This is a genomic window from Spirosoma arboris, from assembly GCF_009754945.1.
Taxonomy (GTDB): Bacteria; Bacteroidota; Bacteroidia; order Cytophagales; family Spirosomataceae; genus Spirosoma; species Spirosoma arboris.
This window is the reverse complement of record NZ_WPIN01000001.1, coordinates 969,922-991,951: the sequence shown is the minus strand read 5'-3', so window position 1 is coordinate 991,951 and position 22,030 is coordinate 969,922. Positions and strand designations below refer to the sequence as shown.

The window sequence follows — 22,030 nt, the reverse complement described above, 5'->3', positions numbered from 1 at the left end:
AACAACTTGTTAAATGGCCCGAAAATCAGGGATGGGGAGTAATTGGCCACCTTTCAGGGCTGACTCGTGTGCTACTATGCCTACGCTCGTCCAATTGGCTGATTGAACCGCATTAGGAAATGGGTCGCGATCGTCAACAATTGCTGAGATAAACTCGTGGACCATGTGCGGATGGGAGCCACCATGACCTCCGCCCTGGGTAAACGACAAATGCTGTTGGTCATCCGCATCATAAACCCCCTTAGTCGTAAATCCGGCAATTTCTTTAGGTAGATAGTGGGCATAATCGGGTACCACCACCTCTTCTGGAATTTCGGGTTCAGTTTTTTTCGCCGTATGAATCACCGGCTTTTCATCTTCGATCAATGGCCATTCAAACGATTTTTTGCTGCCGTATACCTCAAAGCTTTCCCGATACTGACGAGCCACATCGAACAAGGAACGGTACACATACGCAGCTAAATCGCTGTCTTTAAATTTGATATGCGCCGATTCGACCGCAAAGGGTGAGTTATGAATCTTGGCCAGTTCCTCCCGAATGGTTCCTGAGCCAAAACAGGAGACGTATTCGGCTTCCAGTTTCAATAGACCAGCAACCGGGCCAACGCAGTGTGTGGCATAATGCATGGGGGGCAAACCCGGCCAGTAATCGGGCCAGCCGTCCATATCCTGTTGATGACTGGCCTTTAAAAACTGCACTTTACCCAGCTCTCCTTTCTCGTACAACTCTTTGACAAACAGAAACTCGCGGCTGTAAACAACCGTTTCCATCATCATGTATTTTTTCCCTGTCTCCATGGTAACCCGAACGATTTCGATACAATCTTCGACGGTTGTGGCCATGGGTACTGTACACGCCACATGCTTACCTGCCCGTAAGGCTTTCAAACTTTGTTCGGCATGATTGGGGATGGGGGAGTTAATATGCACGGCATCAACGTTGGGGTCAGCCAGTAGCTCGTCATAGTTATTATAGCGCTTGTCAATGCCGTAAGCCTCTCCAATTTCATTAAGTTTCTGAACATTTCGCTGACAGATCGCATACATGTTCGCGTTTGGATGACGCTGATAAATGGGAATGAATTCGGCCCCAAAACCTAATCCAACGATGGCAATATTCAATTTCCTGGACATAATGAGTGCATGCCTGCTTAACTCAGGCGCTTAAAACGTGAAGACGAATTGATTTTTTATAAAGGGTTAATAGTCAGTTGCAGCAACGACGTTCGTCGTTACCCGTACTTTTCGGTTCCGCATGACAAACCAGAGAATCGTAAAGGCAATAATCAGGATAATGGGGAATGTAGTCATTTTAGCAAGGGTGGCTTGTCCGGCGGCTAAGTCAAGACGTTCTCCCTGAATGTCCACCGAGGCTAATTCGGCCCGTGCCCCATCGATCCATCGGCCGATGATGGGCTGGAAAATAGCCGTTGAAAACATACCTATACCCCCTACGATGGACATGCCCAATGCCCCGCTTAAAGGAATATGATCAGCCACAAAGCCAATCATGGTGGGCCAGAAATAACAGACGCCAATAGCAAAAAAGATAGCCGCCACATAGGCTGCCGTTCCCGTTTGGGTACTGAACAGGTAAATACCCACTAACGCAAATACTGACGATCCAAGCAGGATGCTGGTCTGATCGAGTTTGTGAACCACAGGACCAGCAAAAAAGCGACCGATGGCCATCAGGCCCGTTACCAACGCTAAAATGAGCATGGGACTGGCTCCACTTTTACTCATGATGAGCCCCACCCATTGCTGCGGACCAAATTCAGTAATGGCCGTAACCGCCATACAGCAGAAAATAAATACGTACAAAGGGGTTAACAAAGCCCTGGCATTCTGAGCCAATGAAGTTGCCCCTTCTACTTTAGGTTGCGGAAAAGCTTGTCCAAAGAACAGGATCACATACAACACCGTCGGTATCATGATTACCCAAATCTGGGTCTGCCAGGACAAACCTGCATCGGTCATGAATTTGGAGATCAGGCTGCCGATCACAATGCCCCCCGGAAACCACATGTGAAATCGGTTCAGCATTTTATTCATCAGCGAACCTGAGTACATATCAGCAATCATTGGGTTACAGGCCGCTTCCGTGCAGCCATTGCCGAAACCGATGAAAAATGTCGAGATCAATAACCCCGTATACCCCTGTGCATAAATAGTCAACAGAATCCCGATCGTATGAGCCACAAACGCAACGCGCATAATGCGCTCTGGTCCGATGCTGTGATAAATTAACCCGCCAATAATCATCGAGATGGGAAATCCGAAAAAGAACATGGAGTTAATAAAGCCCAGTTGCTCAGCGGATAAGCCAAATTCTTTACCTAACTGGGGCAAGATGCCCGCGCGGATGCTGAAGGAAAAGGCCGTTGTAATCAGGGCAAAACAGCTGGCTTGAAAAAGCCGGGACCGGTTCACGGTTATATGTTCCATAGTAAAACCTAAATGTCGTTGTGTTAAAAACAGCTCTGTTTAATCGCTCTGAGGGTAATCGTGCAGTTATAATTAGTAGCGCTCATCTGCTCTTTGCTAAGGCTGAATAAATTAATGTGCGTACTGCTGTTGATAGGCTTTTGCTATTTCATGGATTTGCGGTTGATTGATCGGGCCCGTATAAATTAGAAGTCGGTACCGGATGGTTTCGGTTTCTCCGTTGGGTATACGCCAATCTTCCAGAATCTGGCGAGATGGCCCTACCCCGAATTCGCCGTCAACCCGCCAGGGCGTTGGGAACGCTTTATTTTTCGGGTTGTCAAACAGGGTGAAATGCGCCCAGTCCGACCGGCCTTTTCGTTGAATACCGACATCCAGCCATTCGCTCTTTTGGGCTTCAGCCTGCTTGTTGATCTGCCCAGAAGCATTGATGACTTCACCAGCTAACTCCTTGTTCCAGGGCATCCGGACAAATAAACCGCCCACGTAAAACTTGCCCATCGTAACGTCCGTCTGAGCCTTCCCTTTCCAGTCAAAGTCCAGCAGATAGTTCCCATCCACTTCCTGAAGGGTCCAGTTTTGCGTTTCCACTAACACCACATGGCCGGTTGAATCCAGTAGAGAATAGACCGTTTGCCAGGCAACTTGCTTCCCTTTCGCCGTGACAATTTTAGCCGAAACCCGCTTCCAGTAATCAGCCTTCCATTTCATGAAATAGTCGCGGCCATTTACCCGCTTCAACCCCCAGAATAAGCCTGTCTGATGAAGGTGATGGTTCGGGCGAAACTCAGTTACTGGTCCCTCTCCGTCAGGTGCCATAATGGGGTGAATGTAGGGCCGCTCGCCCGCTTTGGCTACCTGCGTCAGTACCAGTTGTCTGGCTTTGCCTTTGTAAATGGAAAACGACGTATCTGATTCGGTGACGATTTCAAGGCTGTTGCCGGTCAATTTTTGCCCAAAAACGGAACCGATACTGTACAGAAACAGCACAAAAATGGCGAGCGCTCTACCTAGTTGCATCAGCGTAATTCTTTGATTTTAATACTTCGATATGAAACAGATTGTCCATTGTTCTCCAGCATGATAAAGCCCTTTTCATGCGGCTTGCCTTTGTATTCCGCCATTTTGAATCCATTGATCCAGTGCTCGACCCGGTTGTCGGGATACACGCGGATCATCGCTGTGCTCCACTGCCCAATCCGCCGTTTCGAGAAAAGCGTTTGCTTCGATTCCGCTAGTCCCTTCACCGAACCCAGTGCGGTAAGATCCGTCCCCCTCGGCACATTGCCGGGCAGCATATCGTCCTGGATTTGAAATTCGAGACCCTCGGTCTTTTCCTCCGGGTTGGCCAACCCGTATTTTACGCCACTATCGGCTCCTTCCGCCAGTCTGAATTCAAATTTCAATTCAAAAGCCGCATACGGATTTTTCAAGAATACGCTTTTCTTGTCTTTCCGTTTCGACTCCTTAATCGTCAACGTACCCTGCTCAATCACCCAATCTGATTCGGGAAAGGTTGAATTTGCCGCTCCCGTTAGCCCCTGCGCCGTTTTCCCATCAAACAGCGCACTGTATCCCGCCCGTTTTTCCGCTGCTGATAAATCATTCGGGATCAGGTTCACGATGAAGATATCGTCGGGTGGGGAGGGCTTGATGTTGCTCGTTTTGATTTTGATGTTTTTAAATCGAATCTGGTGATTCCCCGGAGGAATCGGATCGTTGGGGTTATTGCTGTGCAGCTGTAAACCAATCATCCCCTTAAGTGTTTCATCATCAATCAAATGCGAAACCGGCACCCCGTTCACCCACGTACGGTTACTGGTGCCAAAGCATTCAATGCGGTAGTGGTTCCAGGCGTTGTTTTTAAAGGCCGTTTTCGACGGCAGGTTCAACTCAGTCGTATACAACCAGCCACGACGGGCTTCGTCGTAAATGCTTCCACTCCACCGCTGTGGCTTGGGGTCGACCTCCATCTGGTACCCGTGTAACCGATAATTCAGGTAATCAAGGTTACTCAAACTCCGAAACTGAATACCAGAATTATTCATCGTCGTATCGATCGACACGTCTAATTCCAGAATAAAATCACCGAACTCCTGTTCCGTACAGAGAAATCCGTTCGGCTCACCAGGAACCACCGTCCCGACAATCATGCCATCTTGCACTTCCACTTTGTGGTTGCCGTTCAGATGTTTCCAGCCCTTAAAATCGTTGCCGTTGAAAAGTATCTGCCAATCTCCTTCTGACTTCTGGGCGGTTGCAGACAACCCCAGCATAGTCAGGCCAAGCAGCATGAGTAGTTGATTTCGTATTTTTTTCATAATCAGATGATGCTCTTAGGATTGTCCCAACATTATTTCTTGGCTGTTGGTAAAGCGAACGCTACGTACTTATCACCCGACTTCGTGCGCTGTTTACCCCCACCTCCGCAGGCAATGACCACAAACTGTTTACCATTCACCTGGTAGACTGCGGGTGTTGCAATGCCGGCTGCGGGAATCTTTACTTCCCAAAGCAATTCGCCCGTCTTCTTATCGAATGCCCGAAACATTTCGTCGCGTGTAGCGGCAATGAAGACCAATCCCCCCGCTGTCACGACCGATCCTCCGAAGTTTTCACTACCTGAGTGGATGCCTTTGGCTTTCATTTCAGGATAATCACCGAGAGGCTGTTTCCAGAGTTCTTTGCCTGTATTCAGATCGACAGCGGACAAATGACCCCAGGGGGTCTTCACGGCGGGAAAACCTTCTTTGGTCAGGAATTTTCCAATGCCATACGGTCCCCCGGCAAAGCTGTAAGGCGTTCTGAAATGCTCTGGCTCTTCCTTCGTATTCAGATCTTTGAAGGGCTGATCTTTAATTTTGTCCAGATTCAAAATGAAGGAAGCCAGCGCGGTTTTCTGCTCGGCACTCAGGTGGCTAAATGGCGGCATATTGTTCCGTCCCGACGTAATCAGGCTTTTAAAAGATGCCTCATCATATTTCTGTCCGGGTCTCAAATTGCTGTTTTCGGCAATGCCTACCAGCGATGGATTAGCCGTTAACGCCTTGTTCGTTTCGCCTGCCCGTCTATCTTTCCCGTGGCAACCGCTGCAATTCTGTTGATACAGCATCTGGCCAGCCTCGAAGTTGGTTTGTTTGGCAATAGTTTCGCCTTTTTTGACCTCCTGCATTTTCATCACCCAGGGCGATTCATTGGCGTTGATGTACATGATGCCCGACGTTGGGTCAAAGGTTGGCCCGCCCCACTCCGCTCCGCCGTTCCAGCCCGGACTTTCAATCGTGCCTTGTAGCGACGGTGGATTCCACATGTTATCCGTCTTATACGACCGGAATTTTTTCAGAATATCCTGATAGGATGAATCGGGAATACCTTCTTTCAACAGATCGGCTTCGGTAAGTTGCTGCCGAACAAAAGGTTTGAAAAAAGAGGGTATGGGTTGCGTTGGCGAGGTCCATTCACCGGCCAGTTCCGATTTAGGAACCGGAATCTCGTTGATCGGGTGGATGGGTTCGCCCGTTTCCCGGTTGAACATAAAGATGAATCCCTGCTTGGTAATCTGAACAACGGCATCCACGGGTTTACCATCCTTTTTCACCGTCACCAGAATGGGGTGCGCGGCATGATCCCAGTCCCACAGATCATGGTGAACGGTCTGGAAATGCCATTTCAGTTTACCCGTAGCCGCATCCAGCGCCAAAACCGAATTAGCGTATAGGTTGTCTCCTTTGCGATTACCGCCGTAAAAATCAGGAGTTGCAGAACCGGTACCGGCAAAAACCAGCCCTCGTTTTTCGTCCAGACTAAAACCACCCCAGGCATTGGCCCCACCCACGTATTTGTAGGCACCTGGACTCTGCCACGTTTCATAGCCTGGCTCACCCGGATGCGGGATCGTATGAAAAATCCACTTCCGCTTACCCGTATGCACATCAAACGCCCGAATATGACCCGGTGCCGCTTCGGCGGCTTCGGCCAGCCGCGACCCCATGATGATCAGGTTCTTGTAAATAATGCCGGGACTGGTATTTGAAATATGTAGATCGTGTGCATTTTCCATGTCCAGATCGTCGTGCAAGTCAATATGCCCATTCGTACCAAAGGTTGGGATCACTTTGCCCGTCAGCGCATTGATGCAATACAGCATATGTCCCCCTCCTGGCGTATAGAGAATCCGCTGGTCATCCTTCCCACCGTTGTAATAGGTTACACCCCGGCAAATTTTCGTGGAAGGGCCAAAAGGGCCACGACCTGCATTCTTTCCTTTTTCGGGAATACTGCCCGGATCATATACCCATTTTACTTTTCCCGTTGCGGCATCCAAGGCAAACAGCTTCAACTGCGGGTTCAGGCCATACATGATCCCATTGACAATAATGGGATTGGTTTTCATATCGGTCGTATTGGTTGGGGAAGCTTCACCCGACGCATACTCCCAGGCTACCTGCAGATTTTTTACGTTGCTGGTATTAATCTGATCCAACGACGAGTATTTGATATTCTCACTTCCTCCCCCGTAAACCGTCCAGTCCGAATACGGTTTATCTACAGTTCGATTATCCCGGAAGGCCGCTGACCCGACCAGAAGACTCGTGGCTATGGACAGGGAAGCTATCCCAAAAAGCTTATTTCGGCGTCTACCTAGTTGCATTTTTTTCATGGTTGATTATTTTTTGACATGAGAAAAGCCGGGGCTACTTTTTTAAGTAGCCCTGGAAACGTGTATGTGTGCTGAATTAATAGCCTGGATTTTGGGTCAGTACCGACTTGCCATCTTTAACAGAAATGTCGATTTGACGCTGAGGAATTGGCCAAATCTCATGCTGGCCTACATTAAAGACTTTCCCCTTGTTATAAGGTAAAATCGTCCCTTCTACCGCGAGGTAATTGTTCATCACTGGGCCGACGATGCCCCAACGAACGAGTTCAAAAAAGCGAATGCCTTCCATCGCAAATTCAAGCCGACTTTCATACCGAATCGCATTGAGCGCGTAGTCTTTGGTCGGAAACGTTGTGGGATAAGGCTCGACTTTATAATTAGCCGCTGGGGTTCCATCCGCAAACCGAACTACATTCGAGTTTTTAGCCCGATTTCGGATCACATTGATTAGGGTTGTAGCGTTTTGCAACGAGCCGACCTCCGCTTCACATTCGGCGAGCCAAACGATCACGTTACTGAGCTTAAATAATCGGTAGTTATTAGCATTGGGAAATACCCGAACACCAGTCGTATTGGATAAGGCGCCCTGTTCCGATTTGAGGAACATGTTCTTCTTGTTGTTATAAGGACCAGCATTACTGGGGTCCCGAACCCAGGAGAGTCCCTGATGAATCCCCCAATCCAGAAAGGGTACGCCAGGTCTGCCTACGGTATGATCCAGGCGTGGATCAACTGGACCTTTGTACAATACGGATGATCCATTGGTGGCAAACGGTAGAATATCATCCGCCGAATAGGTATCATCCAGTAAGGGAAGACCATCTGCACTAACCCGATAGGCACTAACTAAGCTGTGAGTTGGTAAATAAAAGCCACTTGATCCAATAAAACTTGGGCCACAGATCGACTCGCCAAGACCAGCGTTTGGCGAGTTGGGAAAACCATCATTGACCGCGTATTGAATTTCAAAAATAGACTCCGCGTTATTGATGGTTTTGATCATATAATTCTGTTCATAGCTCGGCATTAAACTGAAGCCGCCATTGCTGTATACGTCCTGAAGCAGGTCTTTGGCTAACTGGAATTTCTTCTGAAACATATAGATCCGGGCCAGATAGGTTTTAGCCGCCCATTGAGTGGCCCTCCCTTTATCGGACCAACGGGACGGTAAGGCATTGGCCGCCATCTTAAAGTCGGCTTCCATCTCCGGCCACAGCACATGGTCGTTTGGTACAACCGTTGGATTCGTGGTGTTTTCATCGATATACGGGACTTTTCCGTGCACTTTGGTCAGCTCGAAATAGTAATGAGCCCGCAGGAATCGCGCCTGTCCCTCAACCAGTTTTTTTTCAGCATCGGTCATGTCGGTGGCCGACTTTAGTGCCTTCAATACGTCATTACAGCGCACCACGCCATCATAAAGGGGAGTCCAGTGCTGGGACACGTACAGATTCTGGGCGTCGGAGAAAAAACCTTCGACGGCATTGATCGCGTTTTGATCACCTGAGTTCGAGCCTTTGTAGGCATCGTCAGAAGAAACACCCCCAAATACCCAGTTGGTTACGGCGCTCGCCCAGCCATCGCCGACAGTCCCGTTGACCCCATCGATATCGGCATACGCACCCGTTAGCAACAGATTGACGCCCTGTTTGTTGGTCAGCGATTCATAAAACGTCTGGCCTTTGGGTTTAATCTCTAAAAAATCCCCCGTGCAGGCACCAAGCAGCACCGTCAGGATTATAAATAACTTATTTTTCATGGCTAGTTCGGTTTTAGGAATTAGAAATTCAGGTTCAGGCCCAACATAAAGATCTGAGGGGTTGGATATACCGTGGTATCGACGCCCTTGTTGCCGTCGTTTGGCTCGGTGATCTCGGGATTTAAACCTGAATACTTTGTGATCGTAAACAAATTGGTCGATTGGAAGTAGGCTCGCAGGCGATCCACTTTCAGTTTTTTAGTCAGTTCGGCGGGTAGTGTGTAGCCAATCTGAAAATCCTTCATGCGCAAATAGGCACCACTTTCCACGAAGAACGTCGACGGCTTTTGCATGTTTGCATCATCGGTCAGCGTCATCGGCAGCGTAATTTTATTCCCATTGGCGTAGCGTTCCGGCGTCCAGGACTCATACAACCGACGCTTCAGGTAGTTGCCTTCGTTTCGGGTAAAGAGCAGTTCCCGATTGAAGTAGTTAATAATCTTATTGCCGGTAACTCCCTGAAAAAACATCGTCATGTCGAAGTTCTTGTAATTGAGTGCCAGGTTCAGACCGTAGGTGAGCGTCGGGTGGGGCGAGCCGATAAAGGTGCGGTCAGCGGTGGTGATTTTTCCATCGCCGTTGATATCCCGGAACTTGAGTACACCGGGTCGGCTGTAGGTATCCCGACCATTGATATCTGGATTATACTTGGGTGCCGCACTCACTTCTTCCTGGGTATTGAAGATGCCGTCTACGATATAGCCATAAAAAGAAGAGATGGGTTGTCCTGCTGTCGTAGCGGTATATACGTCGTTCTGTAAGGTGTTGCCGTACCGAATTTCGTTGGGATTTCCATTCAAGCGAACGACCGTGTTTTTATAGTGCGACAGGTTGGCCCCGATGTTAAAATTGAGGTCTTTTCCGATCTTGTTTCGATAGCTTAAAATCACATCGATCCCGTTGTTGCGCATTTCACCGACATTGATGGACGGTAATACCACAGCTCCCCAGGTATCGGGCCGGGAGTCAGGATAGAGCATGTTCGTCGTCCGGCGATTGTAAATGTCGATGTTCGCTTCAAACTTGTTGTTCAAGAGCACCACGTCCAGCCCAAGGTTCGTGGTTGTAGACGACTCCCATTGGCCCGCTGGATTTCCGATTGAATAGAGGTGCAGGCCCGCATCCGACTTGGTACTGCTGGTTCCTGAAATGTTGTAGTAGGATTCAGCACCGGCCGCCCTGTAGGTCGTATACGAATTGTAGTTCCCTACGTTATCATTGCCATTCTGGCCCCAGCCCGCCCGGATTTTCAGATCACTCAGCCAGCTTACATTCTTTAAAAAGGGTTCTTCGACAATGCGCCAACCCGCTGAAAAAGCCGGGAAGGTTCCCCACCGATTGGCCGCTGCAAACCGGGAGGAGGCATCCCGCCGAGCAGTCGCTTCAAACAGGTATTTACCCTTATAGTCGTAGTTAACCCGGGCGAAGTAGGAAAAGAGCGCCCACTCATCAAACGTACCCGTATTGGAGACGTCCTTTTGACCAGCGTCGAGCACCATATAATCCAGATCGGTAAAGGGGAAGGTCGACCGGGTGGCGGTGAAAATCTGGTTATTATTTCGAATAGCCTCGACGCCTGCTAACACGTTAACCGTATGAACGTTCCGAAACGTTTTGTTAAAATTCAGGGTATTGGTCCAGTTGTATTGGAAGATATCCTGCTGTGATTCGGTGAGTACGTTGTTGTTGGTGGTCTGGGTCCATTCGGGATCAGCCAGCGTTCGGATTTTAGCTCTGGTGGTATTGTAATCGATACCGATTAAGCTCTTTACATACAAATTGGGCGTAAAATCAATCTGGGCGTATACACTTCCCATAAGCCGCATTTGCCGATTAATATTGTCTTTGGCCCGATACAGCAGCGCTACCGGATTTACGCCATTTCCCGTTCCGGCGGCTTTGGTGCCCGCGAAGTTGCCCCGAATATCATAAACGGGTATCAAGGGATTCTGGCGAATGGCATAAGCCACCGCAGAACCAGCATTACTCGTGCCCGTATTAATGTAGCCTAGTCGATCGGATAAGGTGGCTCCAATCGTTTGGCCAATTTTAAGCCACTTGGTGACGGTGAAATCTGAATTTGCCCGAAGCGAGTATCGATTGAAACCAGTATAATTGATAATCCCTTTTTGGTTCAAATAACCTGCAGAAACGGCAAAATTGCTTTTTTCCCCTCCACCCGAAACGGATAAATTATATTCCTGAATGGGGGCAACGGAGGTCGATTCCTTGAACCAGTTGGTGCCTTCTTTATTTGCTTTGGTAATCCCATTGTATGGGGTTGGGTACGAATAGGTGCTTTCATCCACCTGACTGGCCATTGCCCCTGCCGGGATAATGTAATCGGGAATAACCGGTGTTGGGCCATTGCCAAATTGAGCATCGGCCCAACCGGGCCCACCCACGGTTAATCCGTTGTTTCGTTTGCGCTGCCAGAGAAGCTCACCTAATTCCTGAGAATTCATCATGTCGAGATGATTGGCTGCCTGTTGCACACCGTAGCGAGCGTCGAAACTTAGCTTTAAGGTTCCCTTTTTGCCTCGTTTAGTCGTTACCACAATAACCCCATTGGCCCCTCGTGATCCGTAAATCGCAGCCGCTGATGCATCTTTAAGTACGGTCATCGACTCCACATCGTTGGGATTGATACCCATCAGCCCGGTGTTGGTTGGCACCCCATCGACAATATATAAAGGGTCATTGTTATTAATGGAACCAATACCCCGTACCCGAACGGTGGAATTCCCCCCTGGTTCACTGTTGGTAACCACCGTGACCCCCGCCACGCGTCCCTGAAGCCGGGCTGCGGCATCGCCAGTCGGTACGGCGCGAAGCTCTTTTTCACTAACCGCAGAAACAGCGCCCGTGAGCGTCTCCTTTTTCTGCACACCGTAGCCGACAACGACGACTTCGCTCAATGATTTACTTTCGGCAACCAGGCGGACAGCGAAGGACGTTTTATTCCCAATTTCGACTTCCTGCGCTATATAGCCCACAAAACTGAACACCAGAACACCCTTATTATCAGGCACGTTGAATGAAAACGCTCCATCAGCATTAGTAGTTGTTCCACGCTGCGTACCTTTAAGCACCACACTAACGCCAGGCAAAAGCTCACCTTTTTCATCGGCAACGGTACCGGTTAACGCCACATCGGCAAGGGCGGTTGCTTTCGATAAACGTGCCGCATCATTGTCGATGGTTCGATTGCTGTGTCCTGGTTCTCGTTTGAGAACAATAAACTCGCCATCGATCTCATAATTGATATTGAGCGGTTTAAGAATCCGATCTAAAACAGTCGACAGCTTTTCCTTGTTGGCCACCAGGGAGACCCGTTGATCCATGGCGATGAGTTTGGGAACATAGGTAAACCGGATCTTGGCCTCTTTCGAGATCTGATCCAGCACCAGCCCTAACTCCTTGTTTTTGATGTTCATTGACACCGGGCGGTTCAACAATTCCTGGGCAAAGCTGGGGCGAGCGACGCTGAAGTTGGTAAAGATCAAAATCAGCAAGACATGGGTGCCTGTGACCTTCATAACTTTGGTCAATAAGGGTAAGGAATTATAAAATAATTGCATAGATTTACTCCGTTTTGGTTCATGTATTGGAATTACTGGGCAAAACAATCCCCGACCTGCTGGAAACAGGTTTGTTAGCGGATAACACTAGGGGGAATTGCCGGTAATGCGGACACATTACCGGTATTTTTATTTTTAGGGGAGCTGGTTACGAATTACCCATAGGCAGCGAGGAGTTGGTTAGGGTTAAAAGGTTAGTAGGAATTATTCGGGTGAACAGCCTTTTCCGGTCACAACAATTTTTGTCCCCCACACTTCATAGGTCGCATCGATTGTCCGGCAGATAATATCTAATTTTTTAAATAAGGGCTCATCGCCTAGTTGAGCCGTCAGATTACAGTTTTCAACGGTCTGTTTGTTATAGACAATCGTGACCCCATACGATTGCTCCAAGGTGGAAAATACATCGTTGATAGCGGCACTGTGGAAATTGAAACCGGGGAACTTCTCGGGTTTATGCAGAATGTCCGGCTTAGCAACAATGCTCTTGGTCAGCTGTTCCTGTGCTGGATCATAGGTTGCCTGCTGATTGGCGGTGAGCACGATTGTTTCCGCTGCTTTTTGCGTTTCTGGTTTTTGGTACTGTTCAAGGGTAAATACTTTTACTTTTCCCGATTTGACAATAACGCTAATCCCAATGGCGCTCTGGGCGCTGTTGACCGTAAAGCGCGTACCAACAACCTGCGTCACTACGTTGTTGGCAAAGACCAGAAAGGGTTTCGAATCGTTTTTCACAACCTCAAAATAACCCTGTCCCGATAGGTAAACTTTCCGCTGCTGGCCGGTAAAGTCCTTTTCATAACTCAGTTTCGAATTCGGACTTAACAGGACGCTGCTCCCATCTGGTAACTGAACACGTTGCGGAGTTCTGGTTGGATTAGCTTTCTCCACGAGGGGAACGCTTACCTGAGCGACCTGCTTTTCGTAGGTGGGCGGTAAATTATTCGATCCACGACTCGCCATATACCACCAAACCATTCCGACCAGGGCTATGGTTGCAGCGATCGATAGCCAGTGGGTTGATACGTTCCGGTAAACGGTTTTAAATACCGATGGACTAGCAAGCTCAGTCTGTTCGATCTGATCAAAAATTGTGGCCTTCATCCGCTGCCCCTGCTCAAAACTGGGACTTTCACCTAACGATTCCATCGCCAACAGTAACGCTCGGGCCCTAGTTACATCCGTTTTTTTATCGGGGTAAATCGTGAGGAAATTAGTCCAGAACTGCCCCATTTCGTCATCGGGGGAGAGGACCCAACGGCGAAAATGATCGTCCTGGATGAAATCTTCCGGTGTATAGTGTAGATAGGCAGTCACTGGACTTTACTGGGAAAAAAGTAAATAATATTGCTTTTATATAGTAGTGGGGAAAAATCGAAAAGTGTCCCCTCCCAAAATCAATATTTTTTTATAAAATTCTATCATTTCAATATATCTCATTGATAATCAATACAATAAACTTAATTATTCACCTTTAGCTTTCGTTGAATCAGGAGTGGTCTTTACTCGGCTCAGCAACAGACGAGCCTGCGTACCCCAGGCACCGATAAACACATCGTCGATACCATCACCATTTAAGTCTCCCAACGCCATTCCCCAGTGACGGCCAACGGTTAAGCTGGGCACAACTTCGGTTGTCACATCCTTGAATTGGCCATTACCCTCATTTTGCCAGGCCCGAACCTGCAACGGAACAAAACCCGGAACCTGAATGGCCCCAACGAGAATATCTGGCCGACCATCCCGATTAAAGTCGACGATAGTACCTCCCCAACTGGAAAATCGATTTTCAGGTAAATGAGATTTTGTCTGATCGTTAAATCGACCGTTGCCGTCGTTGATGAGCAACCGAACCTGCGGGTCTTTATCCCATCCGTGATTGTTGCTGGTCAGGTTAAAAAATAATAGATCAGGTTTCTTATCGCCGTTCACATCAACAATCTGTACCATTCGCGTTTCCATCGGTACGAGCAACTCCAGCCGATCAGAGGCATCGGAGAAATGACCCTGGCCATCATTGAGCAGTAATCGGCTGGGGGGCGTTTCGTTCGCGATAATCATATCTAGATCACCATCCCCATCCAGATCAGCTAGTTTAATATCTTGCGTGTCGTCATTGTCTTTGGGCATGTGTGTGGTTGTCGCGTCGATAAAGTAACCTGGGCGTTTTGCATCATTGAGCCAAAGAAAATCCTGGCCCGAAGCCCGTTCTTTTTTACCCGGCCGTTCTTCCCCCGAATTACCGACGAGAATATCCGGCAGGCCATCGTTATTGACATCAGCAACCGCCAGGGCATTGCCCTCACTTTTAGCGGGAAGTCTATCGGTCACCTCGGTAAATGTACCGCCAGGACCACCATAAAATAGTTGATGCGCATGATCATCCTCGGCCACAAAAACTACATCGGCATAGCCATCCTTATTAAAATCAGCACTCAATACATGTTCACTGTCATGACGAACGGTACCGAAGGCTGCTTTTTTCCAGGTGAGTTTTCCTTTTCCATCATTCAGATAAAGCCTGTTTGCCCCCATTTCAACGGCAATAACTACGTCCAGATCACCGTCTTTATCGACGTCTACGAATGTGGCATCTAAAGCGTGTAGATCAGGGTCCTGCGGCACATGCGAAGAGGTAGCGTCCGCGTAGGTTGGGGTAGCATCCCCATAAACAAAGGCATAAAACGGATGTTGTGCATTCACGGCCTTTCCTGTCACTACGATGACAATAACAGAAAATGTGAATGTCTGAAGTACTCTTGCCCAATAGGCAGACAATGTTGAATTACGCTTCATAATGATCAATGTGATTAAAGGTAAACTTCTTTAACCCAGGTGTCCTCAAGCAACATTTTGCAGGTTTGGTAATCTTCCAGGAAGAAACGGAGCACTCTTCCTGGAAGCTAAACCGACTGTTGTAATGCCAATTGCCCTCCGCTGTCTAATTCGCCCGGAATTGGTTGCGTCTGCCAAGCTGTCCGACCTGACTTACCACGTTATCCTTAACAGTAATTCCCCCAAATGCCCACTTATTGACTGGGTGGTCAAATCTATCCGACGTGGCCGGATTCGTAAAGTGGCAATGAGTAGTTGACGGGTTTGATAAGTAGTTGTAGGACAATGGGACGATTTTTTATAAAAATGCCCCATTGTCGTGGGAAGAATAATTGAGGAGAAGAGCCTTTAGAAGTCGACATACACCTGCCTAAAAAACAAAATCCTTTTCACTTCGCGTTAAGGTCCTATAGGATTCAAAGCAAATCGGTGCGCTTTGATTTCATTAACTTTGGACTATGAATAAGGTAAAATCAATTAATCCCTCAGATTTCAATGCGGAACTGAAGTTAACGGGCTTCAAAGCCTACTCTGTAGACGACAAGTCGGCTGGCCACAGCTATAATCGCAAAGACTTTTACAAAATAAGCCTCAATACCGGGCAGTATAGTTTTCATTATGCCGACCGAAGCTTTGAAACTCAGGACACCATTTTGTTTTTTGGGAATCCGCGCATTCCCTATTCGTGTGAGGTCATTTCCCAAACCGACGGTTATGCCTGTCTATTCACTGAGGATTTTCTAAAATTGAGCGATCGCTCAGAAAGTTTACTCCACTCACCCCTATTTAAACTAGGTGGTACACCGATCTTACAATTAAATCCAGGTCAAAAAGCCTCGATTGCTGCGATCTATCAAAAAATGATTGCGGAGCAGGATGCCGACTATCTATATAAGGATGAGTTAATTCGAAACTACATTAGCCTACTCATTCACGAGGCATTAAAAATGCAGCCTTCGGAAAACACCCCAGAACATAAAAATGCCGCTGTGCGAATTACCTCGGTGTTTCTGGAGTTGCTGGAACGGCAATTTCCCATCGAAAACCCTGACCGTCCACTTCAATTAAAAACAGCACAGGATTTTGCTCAACAATTAGCCGTTCATGTCAATCACCTGAACAGCTCAGTGAAAGCGGTGACTGGCAAACCGACCACTGACCATATTGCTGATCGTATTATCAGCGAAGCCAAAGCCCTTCTGCAACATACCGATTGGAACATTGCCGATATTGCCTACGCGCTGGGCTTTGACTACCCTACCTATTTCAATAACTTCTTTAAAAAGAAAACAGGCCACACCCCTAAGTCGATTAGAACTGCCTCTCTTTGATTTTCTTAGTTTTTACGTTGATTTCCTTTATTTCTCTCTTGAGCTGGTAGTGACCTTTGTTTTCATAACTGAGGGCGAAATAGAAACTACCATGAATAACCAAAAAGTTTGGCTCATCACTGGCGCAGGGCGCGGTATGGGTGTCGATATTGCTAAGGCCGCCCTGAGAGCTGGTCATCGAGTTGTAGCCACTGGTCGCAACCCGGATCGGGTAAAGCAGGCACTAGGAGACTCCCAGGATTTGTTGGTTGTCAAACTTGACGTGACCAAGCTACCAGACGCAGAAGCTGCCGTTAAGGCTGGTATAGACCAATTTGGAACCATCGATGTACTGGTCAATAATGCAGCCAGTTTTTATGCTGGCTTCTTTGAAGAGTTGACCCCCGAGCAAATGGCCAACCAGCTACTGACTAGCCTGATTGGCCCCATGAATGTTACCCGAGCCGTACTTCCCGTCATGCGCAGCCAGCGCTCTGGTTTGGTGATCACGATATCATCGACGGCTGGTCTTACGGGCTTTTCATTCGGAACGGCTTATGCGGCTTCAAAGTTTGGTTTAGAGGGCTGGATGCAATCCTTGCAAGCCGAGATCGAGCCCTTTGGGATTCAGACGATCACTGTCAATCCAGGCTTTTTTCGTACAGAATTGCTTACAGAGGAATCAACCCAATTCGCTGAGCTGTCCATTGCCGATTATGATGAGCGCAGAATTCAACAAGTTCAATTCTGGAAAGAGTATCATGGCCAACAATCCGGCGATCCAGCCAAACTTGCCCAGGCATTGATTACCCTCACTAATTTAGAAGAACCACCCCGTCGCTTCCTGGCCGGAGCCGATGCCATAAAGACGGCCGAAGAAGTGGCAACAAAGCTTCAGCAGGATCTGGATGCTTACAGGGAATTATCGTCTTCTCTAGACTACTAGCAGCCTGGCTAGCTTTTTCCACCTTATTTATGGCTAAAGCTTTCACTTGGTGAGACATCAAATGAAAGCTTTACGTCAAAACAATCGAAGCAAGGCTTCCTTGCGACTACGGGATACGTTAACCACCGAACTATCACTCATGATTAGATACCCGCCTTCGCCCCGGACATATTTAGTCACTTCGTTAATATTGACAATATAAGAATGGTGAACGCGGACGAAATAGGGGAATTCCCGGAGCTGCTCTTCGATTGCTTTAAGGGTACGGGAGGCAATAACTTTCTGTTTATTTTTCAGTAGTAAGTAGGTGTAGTTATCATCGGCTTCGCAATAAACGATTTGGTCTACCGGGATAAATTCAAAGCCTTCGACGGTAGGAATGGCAATATTCCGGAAACCGCTGTTTTTCTGTTGAAGGCGATCAAAAAGCATCTCAAACTGCTCTGAGGAGGGTAATTTCTTTTGCCGTTTAACCTTGTCAACGGCCACCATCAATTCATTGGGGTCAATTGGTTTTAGAAGATAATCCAGTGCGCTAAGATGGATCGCTTTAATCGCATACTGGTCATAACTTGTAGTAAAAATTACCGAAAACGAAACTTCACCCAGTTGTTCCAGAAGCTGAAATCCAGTTGTTCCCGGCATCTGAATATCCAGAAAAATAACATCCGGCTTTGCCTGTTCAATGGCTACAATCGCTGTTTTGGCGGATCGACAGGTCTGAAGGATGGTCACGTCGGGGCAGTATTCTGATAACAGGATACTGAGTGTATCCAGGCAATGGGCTTCATCGTCGATCAATATCGCGTTAATCATAGATAACTGGTAATGTAAGGATGACCTCCGTACCACATGGAGCACCATTCATGTCAACAAGATCATTGATAACCACCGAAGGACTCTGTGAGGCAGACTCCAGTGCCAGCTCAATTCGTTTCGACGTAATCCCTAACCCCATTGGCTTATAGTTCGTATCTGCTTTCTCAGGAATCGTATTCGTTTTTTGACGGCCAATTCCATTATCGGTGATTTTGATACTGATGAACCCGTTTTCCCCAGACAAGTCAATCTCTAGTTGGCCTCTTTCCTCCTTGTGCATCAATCCATGCCAGATTGCATTTTCGACGTAAGGCTGGATAATCAGCGGGGGCACCTTCAACACTGAAACGTCAAGATCATCCGGCACTGTGATGGAATAAGTAAAATGATCGTCAAAACGCAGTACTTCCAGGCTCAGATAGAGTTTTAGCGATTCTAGTTCCTGCTCCAGCGTGATGAGCTTATTCTGCGAATTTTGCAGGATCATTCGCACGAGCCTCGAAAACTTAGTCAGGTAGAGCGAGGCTTGCGATTTGTTATTTTGTAGAATGAATCGGTTGATTGAATTCAGGGAATTGAACAGAAAATGGGGATTCATCTGCGTTCGAAGAACCTGCATTTCCAGTTCACCCAATTGCTTTTTTGTTTCGAGTTTTTGCATTTGGAGCTCCGTCTCGGCCAGTTCCCGAAGGTGCTTCTCCTCTCGTCTTTTCAATAATATATTTCGGATCAGTACGACACCGATGAGCGCGATTGCTAGCAGCCCGATAAACAGGAATTGGCGTTGCTGCGCCGTTTGCTTCAGTTCCTCCTGCTGCAACTGTTTCTGCTTATTTAACAGTGCAATGTTTAACTGTGCCTGCTCCCGTTCGTAGGAGGTTTTATAAAAAGCCAGTTTGCGGGCCGACAAATCAATCCCGATCTCATTGTTGAGCGTCGTATATTCTTTAAGGTGCCAATAAGCACGATCATTCTGCTTTAGCTGATCGAATAGCTGGAATAGCAATTGATGTGCGTCCCGAAGATATTGCCTGGCTCCCGACTCTTTTGCATACGTCAGAAGCTCATTTGTGGTTTTAATCGATTTGTTGACTTCGCCCGTCTCCTTATACGTTTTGCCTAATTCCAGCAAGACCCGCATGACCCAGTTGCGGTTGTTATCTTGTTTAAAATCGGTAAGCGCCAGGTTTAGATAAGCTAAAGCAGTATCGTATTTTTTCAATTTCAAGTATAATCCACCCAGAAGTGCGTACGCTTTAGTCAACGTTTTTTTTGGCAAATCACGACTCTCTTTTATGTGCAACTGGTAGTAATACTGGGCAGAATCATACCTCGCTTGTAGATAATAGGTTTCACCGATTTTAAGGTAGGTTCCTAGTTTAAGTCGTTGACTGATTTTTCGGTAATAATCTCGGGCAGTTTCATAATCGCCGACATCGGCATATAATTGGCCTAAGGAAAAATAAGCCTCATTGCGGTTGAATTTCAGGGCTTTTAAGCTGTATTGAAACGCTGGTTCGTAATTTCCCCGTTCTTCTTCTAGCAGCGCCAAGCGGCCGTATGTCCTGCCGAGTGCTGTTGAATCATTGAATCGGCTGAAATAAATAATTGCCTGATTAAAGGCTTCAATGGCCGGATCAAATTTGCTTTGTGCCCAAATCGACTGGCCAAGCAAAGAATAGGCTTTAGCGAGTCGTTTTTGGGCATGGACTTTCGTAAATAGAGAAATGGACGTCAGGCTCCTTTTTTCCATGTCAACGAAATTCCCAATTTCATAATCTATGGCAGCCAGGTTAGTTAAAGCGTCGCCTACACCTACTTCATAGTTACTTTTTGTGGACGCTTCGAAAGCCTGAAAAGCCCGAGCTTTTGATGAATCAAGGTTACGAACGTTCCAAAAAGCTTCACTTAGCCCATTAAGTGCATTAATATGAGCTGTGCCGTGAAGAGTCGGTAATATCTTTTTTAAGCTATCAGCTGATTGAGCAAATAGTAATCCTGGGCAGAAAAGGGCTGCCAGAAGGAAAAGAAACCGATAATAGAACTGTACGGCCATATGAATACGATAAATGAAATTACAGCTAATTTGATTTTAGATAATCAAACGTATAAGGTTTTCCCTCTATCATTGAGTTGGATGCAGTCCTGATGGGTAGCCTGCGGTTTTAAAAGGGTAGTTAGAAAGAAAGATGTCAGGTAAGTTCTAAATAAAAATGGATTACTTTCTGGCAGGAATAACGAGGTTTGTTATGATCAATTCAACATCAGGTTGATTCTTTAACAAAACACCGCTTAATGCGGCTCAATTAAATATGGCCAATTTCGCAAATGTCAAGTAAGTAACCCACGGGCAACTTTGCTCTAAAATTGATCAGAAATACTAGTTAAATTATGACCTTAGAAGTTATTATACAGCTGGTTATAAACGTATCATTTTAAACTAAACACTCGATTGGCGGTTAAATGTAGATGACATAGTTGCCGAAAATTCACCACCCTATGCAAACCAAGCTCGTTTCAAGACTACTCACATTCGCTCTGGTAGCTGGCTGTCTGCTTGCCTGCAATTCGGCCGAAAAATCAACCACTGAGTCACCAACCGATTCGACGACTAGCGTAACCAAATCAGATACGGTAATGAATACTGAGTCTGTTATGGAACACCCTAATCCACCACCGGCTAAGTAGTCCATTAGGATTTGACGACTCGCAGGCTGATCAACTGAAAGCCCAAGTGAAAACCACTGCTTGTTGAGCTGTAATTCAAAAGTTGATCTGAAAGCAAACGCTGTTCCCGCTCCGGCGGTGGTCTGGCATTCCGACCGGCCGGTGCGACCCAGTCAAACTAGGCGGTTGATTGGATCACGTTAATCGACGAAGTTTATAGCGTACTCAAAATCCTTGGTTAACGAATGTCAATACTTAGGGGTGGGCGTTAACCCAAACTTCACCGTCCGTAAAGATCTCTTTCTTCCAGATTGGAACCGTTTGTTTAATCGTGTCAATTATGTAGCGGCAGGCCTCGAACGCGTCGGCACGATGAGCAGAAGCAATCCCAATTAAAACGGCTAATTCACCAGTACGCAATGTACCGGTTCGATGGATAATCGTATAGCGAAGAATGGGCCATTGGCGATGCGCTTCATCGGCGATTTTCTGCATTTCACTTATGGCCATTCGGTCGTATGCTTCGTATTCAAGGCGATCAACAGGGCGTTTTTTTGTATTGTCACGCACAACGCCCAGGAAAAGATCGATTGCCCCTGCTTGCTCAGTTTGCAGGTTTTGCAAGGCGGAGGCAACATCAATTGGTTCAGTCGTAATCGCAATCATAGAACTGCTTTTAACGTAGTAAGTGAATAAGTCATCAGTAGCGTAGGTAAGCAAAAGGATACCTCGGCTACTCGGCAGCGGAACGCGATTTACCCACCACTAACCGGAGGGATAAGGGCAATTTCATCTTTGCTGGTAAGTAAGTGGTCTCTTTCTGCGTATTCGCCGTTAACAGCGACTAATAGTGACTTGATATCCGCCAATTTGGGATAGTGCTGATATAGTTGGTCTAGTAAATCCTGGACACGAGCCTCCTGATCAACAGACATTGAAAGTAATGACTGACCAGTGAGGTCACGGGTAATGCCAAACAAAAGCACTGAAACGGGGCTATTCATA

The 22,030-nt window shown here is 47.2% G+C and carries 17 protein-coding genes; 4 read left to right on the top strand and 13 right to left on the bottom strand.

Going from position 1 to position 22,030, the window contains the following annotated elements; all coding sequences use genetic code 11:
- Window positions 1–9: 9 nt before the first annotated feature.
- The 9 genes from GO755_RS03975 to GO755_RS03935 all read right to left on the bottom strand — a co-directional run bounded on the left by GO755_RS03975 (window position 10) and on the right by GO755_RS03935 (window position 15,244).
- Window positions 10–1,134: a Gfo/Idh/MocA family protein gene (locus GO755_RS03975; RefSeq protein ID WP_157583250.1), complete on the bottom strand. Its 1,125-nt coding sequence runs from the start codon at window positions 1,132–1,134 to the stop codon at window positions 10–12.
- A gap of 66 nt (window positions 1,135–1,200) precedes the next feature.
- The gene (locus tag GO755_RS03970; RefSeq protein ID WP_157583249.1) at window positions 1,201–2,448 is read right to left on the bottom strand and encodes an MFS transporter; all 1,248 of its coding nucleotides are present in this window, start codon (window positions 2,446–2,448) and stop codon (window positions 1,201–1,203) included.
- A gap of 111 nt (window positions 2,449–2,559) precedes the next feature.
- Window positions 2,560–3,468, bottom strand: coding sequence for a DUF6807 family protein (locus GO755_RS03965; RefSeq protein ID WP_157583248.1), 909 nt, complete (start codon window positions 3,466–3,468; stop codon window positions 2,560–2,562).
- Window positions 3,468–4,769 (bottom strand): 3-keto-disaccharide hydrolase, encoded by a 1,302-nt coding sequence (locus GO755_RS03960; RefSeq protein WP_157583247.1) that lies wholly within the window; start codon window positions 4,767–4,769, stop codon window positions 3,468–3,470. The genes GO755_RS03965 and GO755_RS03960 overlap by 1 nt, the downstream gene beginning before the upstream one ends.
- A 32-nt stretch (window positions 4,770–4,801) precedes the next feature.
- Window positions 4,802–7,108 carry an outer membrane protein assembly factor BamB family protein gene (locus GO755_RS03955; protein ID WP_157583246.1) on the bottom strand — a complete coding sequence of 769 codons (2,307 nt, stop codon included), beginning with the start codon at window positions 7,106–7,108 and terminating at the stop codon, window positions 4,802–4,804.
- Between the two features lie 76 nt (window positions 7,109–7,184).
- Window positions 7,185–8,867, bottom strand: coding sequence for a RagB/SusD family nutrient uptake outer membrane protein (locus tag GO755_RS03950; RefSeq protein ID WP_157583245.1), 1,683 nt, complete (start codon window positions 8,865–8,867; stop codon window positions 7,185–7,187).
- Window positions 8,868–8,887: 20 nt separating this feature from the next.
- On the bottom strand, window positions 8,888–12,448 hold the full coding sequence (locus tag GO755_RS03945; RefSeq protein WP_157583244.1) for a SusC/RagA family TonB-linked outer membrane protein: 3,561 nt from the start codon (window positions 12,446–12,448) through the stop codon (window positions 8,888–8,890).
- A gap of 204 nt (window positions 12,449–12,652) precedes the next feature.
- The gene (locus tag GO755_RS03940; protein WP_157583243.1) at window positions 12,653–13,765 is read right to left on the bottom strand and encodes a FecR family protein; all 1,113 of its coding nucleotides are present in this window, start codon (window positions 13,763–13,765) and stop codon (window positions 12,653–12,655) included.
- Window positions 13,766–13,912: 147 nt separating this feature from the next.
- Window positions 13,913–15,244, bottom strand: a complete 1,332-nt coding sequence (locus tag GO755_RS03935; RefSeq protein ID WP_157583242.1) for an FG-GAP repeat domain-containing protein — start codon at window positions 15,242–15,244, stop codon at window positions 13,913–13,915.
- A gap of 124 nt (window positions 15,245–15,368) precedes the next feature.
- Between GO755_RS03935 and GO755_RS03930 the strand changes: the two genes are divergently transcribed.
- The 3 genes from GO755_RS03930 (at window position 15,369) to GO755_RS03920 (ending at window position 17,539) form a co-directional block, all read left to right on the top strand.
- A complete protein-coding gene (locus GO755_RS03930) occupies window positions 15,369–15,542 on the top strand; it encodes a hypothetical protein (protein ID WP_157583241.1) in 174 nt (57 codons plus the stop codon).
- A 199-nt stretch (window positions 15,543–15,741) separates the two neighbouring features.
- A complete protein-coding gene (locus GO755_RS03925) occupies window positions 15,742–16,614 on the top strand; it encodes a helix-turn-helix domain-containing protein (RefSeq protein ID WP_157583240.1) in 873 nt (290 codons plus the stop codon).
- Window positions 16,615–16,705: 91 nt separating this feature from the next.
- Entirely contained in the window at window positions 16,706–17,539 is an 834-nt protein-coding gene (locus GO755_RS03920) for an SDR family oxidoreductase (RefSeq protein ID WP_157583239.1), read from the top strand.
- A 75-nt stretch (window positions 17,540–17,614) separates the two neighbouring features.
- Here the strand turns inward: GO755_RS03920 and GO755_RS03915 are convergent, their stop codons facing one another.
- The gene (locus tag GO755_RS03915; RefSeq protein WP_157583238.1) at window positions 17,615–18,355 is read right to left on the bottom strand and encodes a LytR/AlgR family response regulator transcription factor; all 741 of its coding nucleotides are present in this window, start codon (window positions 18,353–18,355) and stop codon (window positions 17,615–17,617) included.
- Window positions 18,348–20,414 carry a tetratricopeptide repeat-containing sensor histidine kinase gene (locus tag GO755_RS03910; protein WP_157583237.1) on the bottom strand — a complete coding sequence of 689 codons (2,067 nt, stop codon included), beginning with the start codon at window positions 20,412–20,414 and terminating at the stop codon, window positions 18,348–18,350. Before GO755_RS03910 ends, GO755_RS03915 begins: the two co-directional genes overlap by 8 nt.
- A 443-nt stretch (window positions 20,415–20,857) precedes the next feature.
- Here GO755_RS03910 and GO755_RS03905 point away from each other — a divergent pair, with 443 nt between their 5' ends.
- The gene (locus GO755_RS03905) at window positions 20,858–21,046 is read left to right on the top strand and encodes a hypothetical protein (RefSeq protein WP_157583236.1); all 189 of its coding nucleotides are present in this window, start codon (window positions 20,858–20,860) and stop codon (window positions 21,044–21,046) included.
- Between the two features lie 234 nt (window positions 21,047–21,280).
- Here the strand turns inward: GO755_RS03905 and GO755_RS03900 are convergent, their stop codons facing one another.
- Both GO755_RS03900 and moaD read right to left on the bottom strand, forming a co-directional pair.
- Window positions 21,281–21,691, bottom strand: coding sequence for a molybdenum cofactor biosynthesis protein MoaE (locus GO755_RS03900; RefSeq protein ID WP_157583235.1), 411 nt, complete (start codon window positions 21,689–21,691; stop codon window positions 21,281–21,283).
- Between the two features lie 89 nt (window positions 21,692–21,780).
- Window positions 21,781–22,029, bottom strand: a complete 249-nt coding sequence (moaD, locus tag GO755_RS03895; RefSeq protein ID WP_157583234.1) for a molybdopterin converting factor subunit 1 — start codon at window positions 22,027–22,029, stop codon at window positions 21,781–21,783.
- Window position 22,030 lies beyond the last annotated feature (1 nt).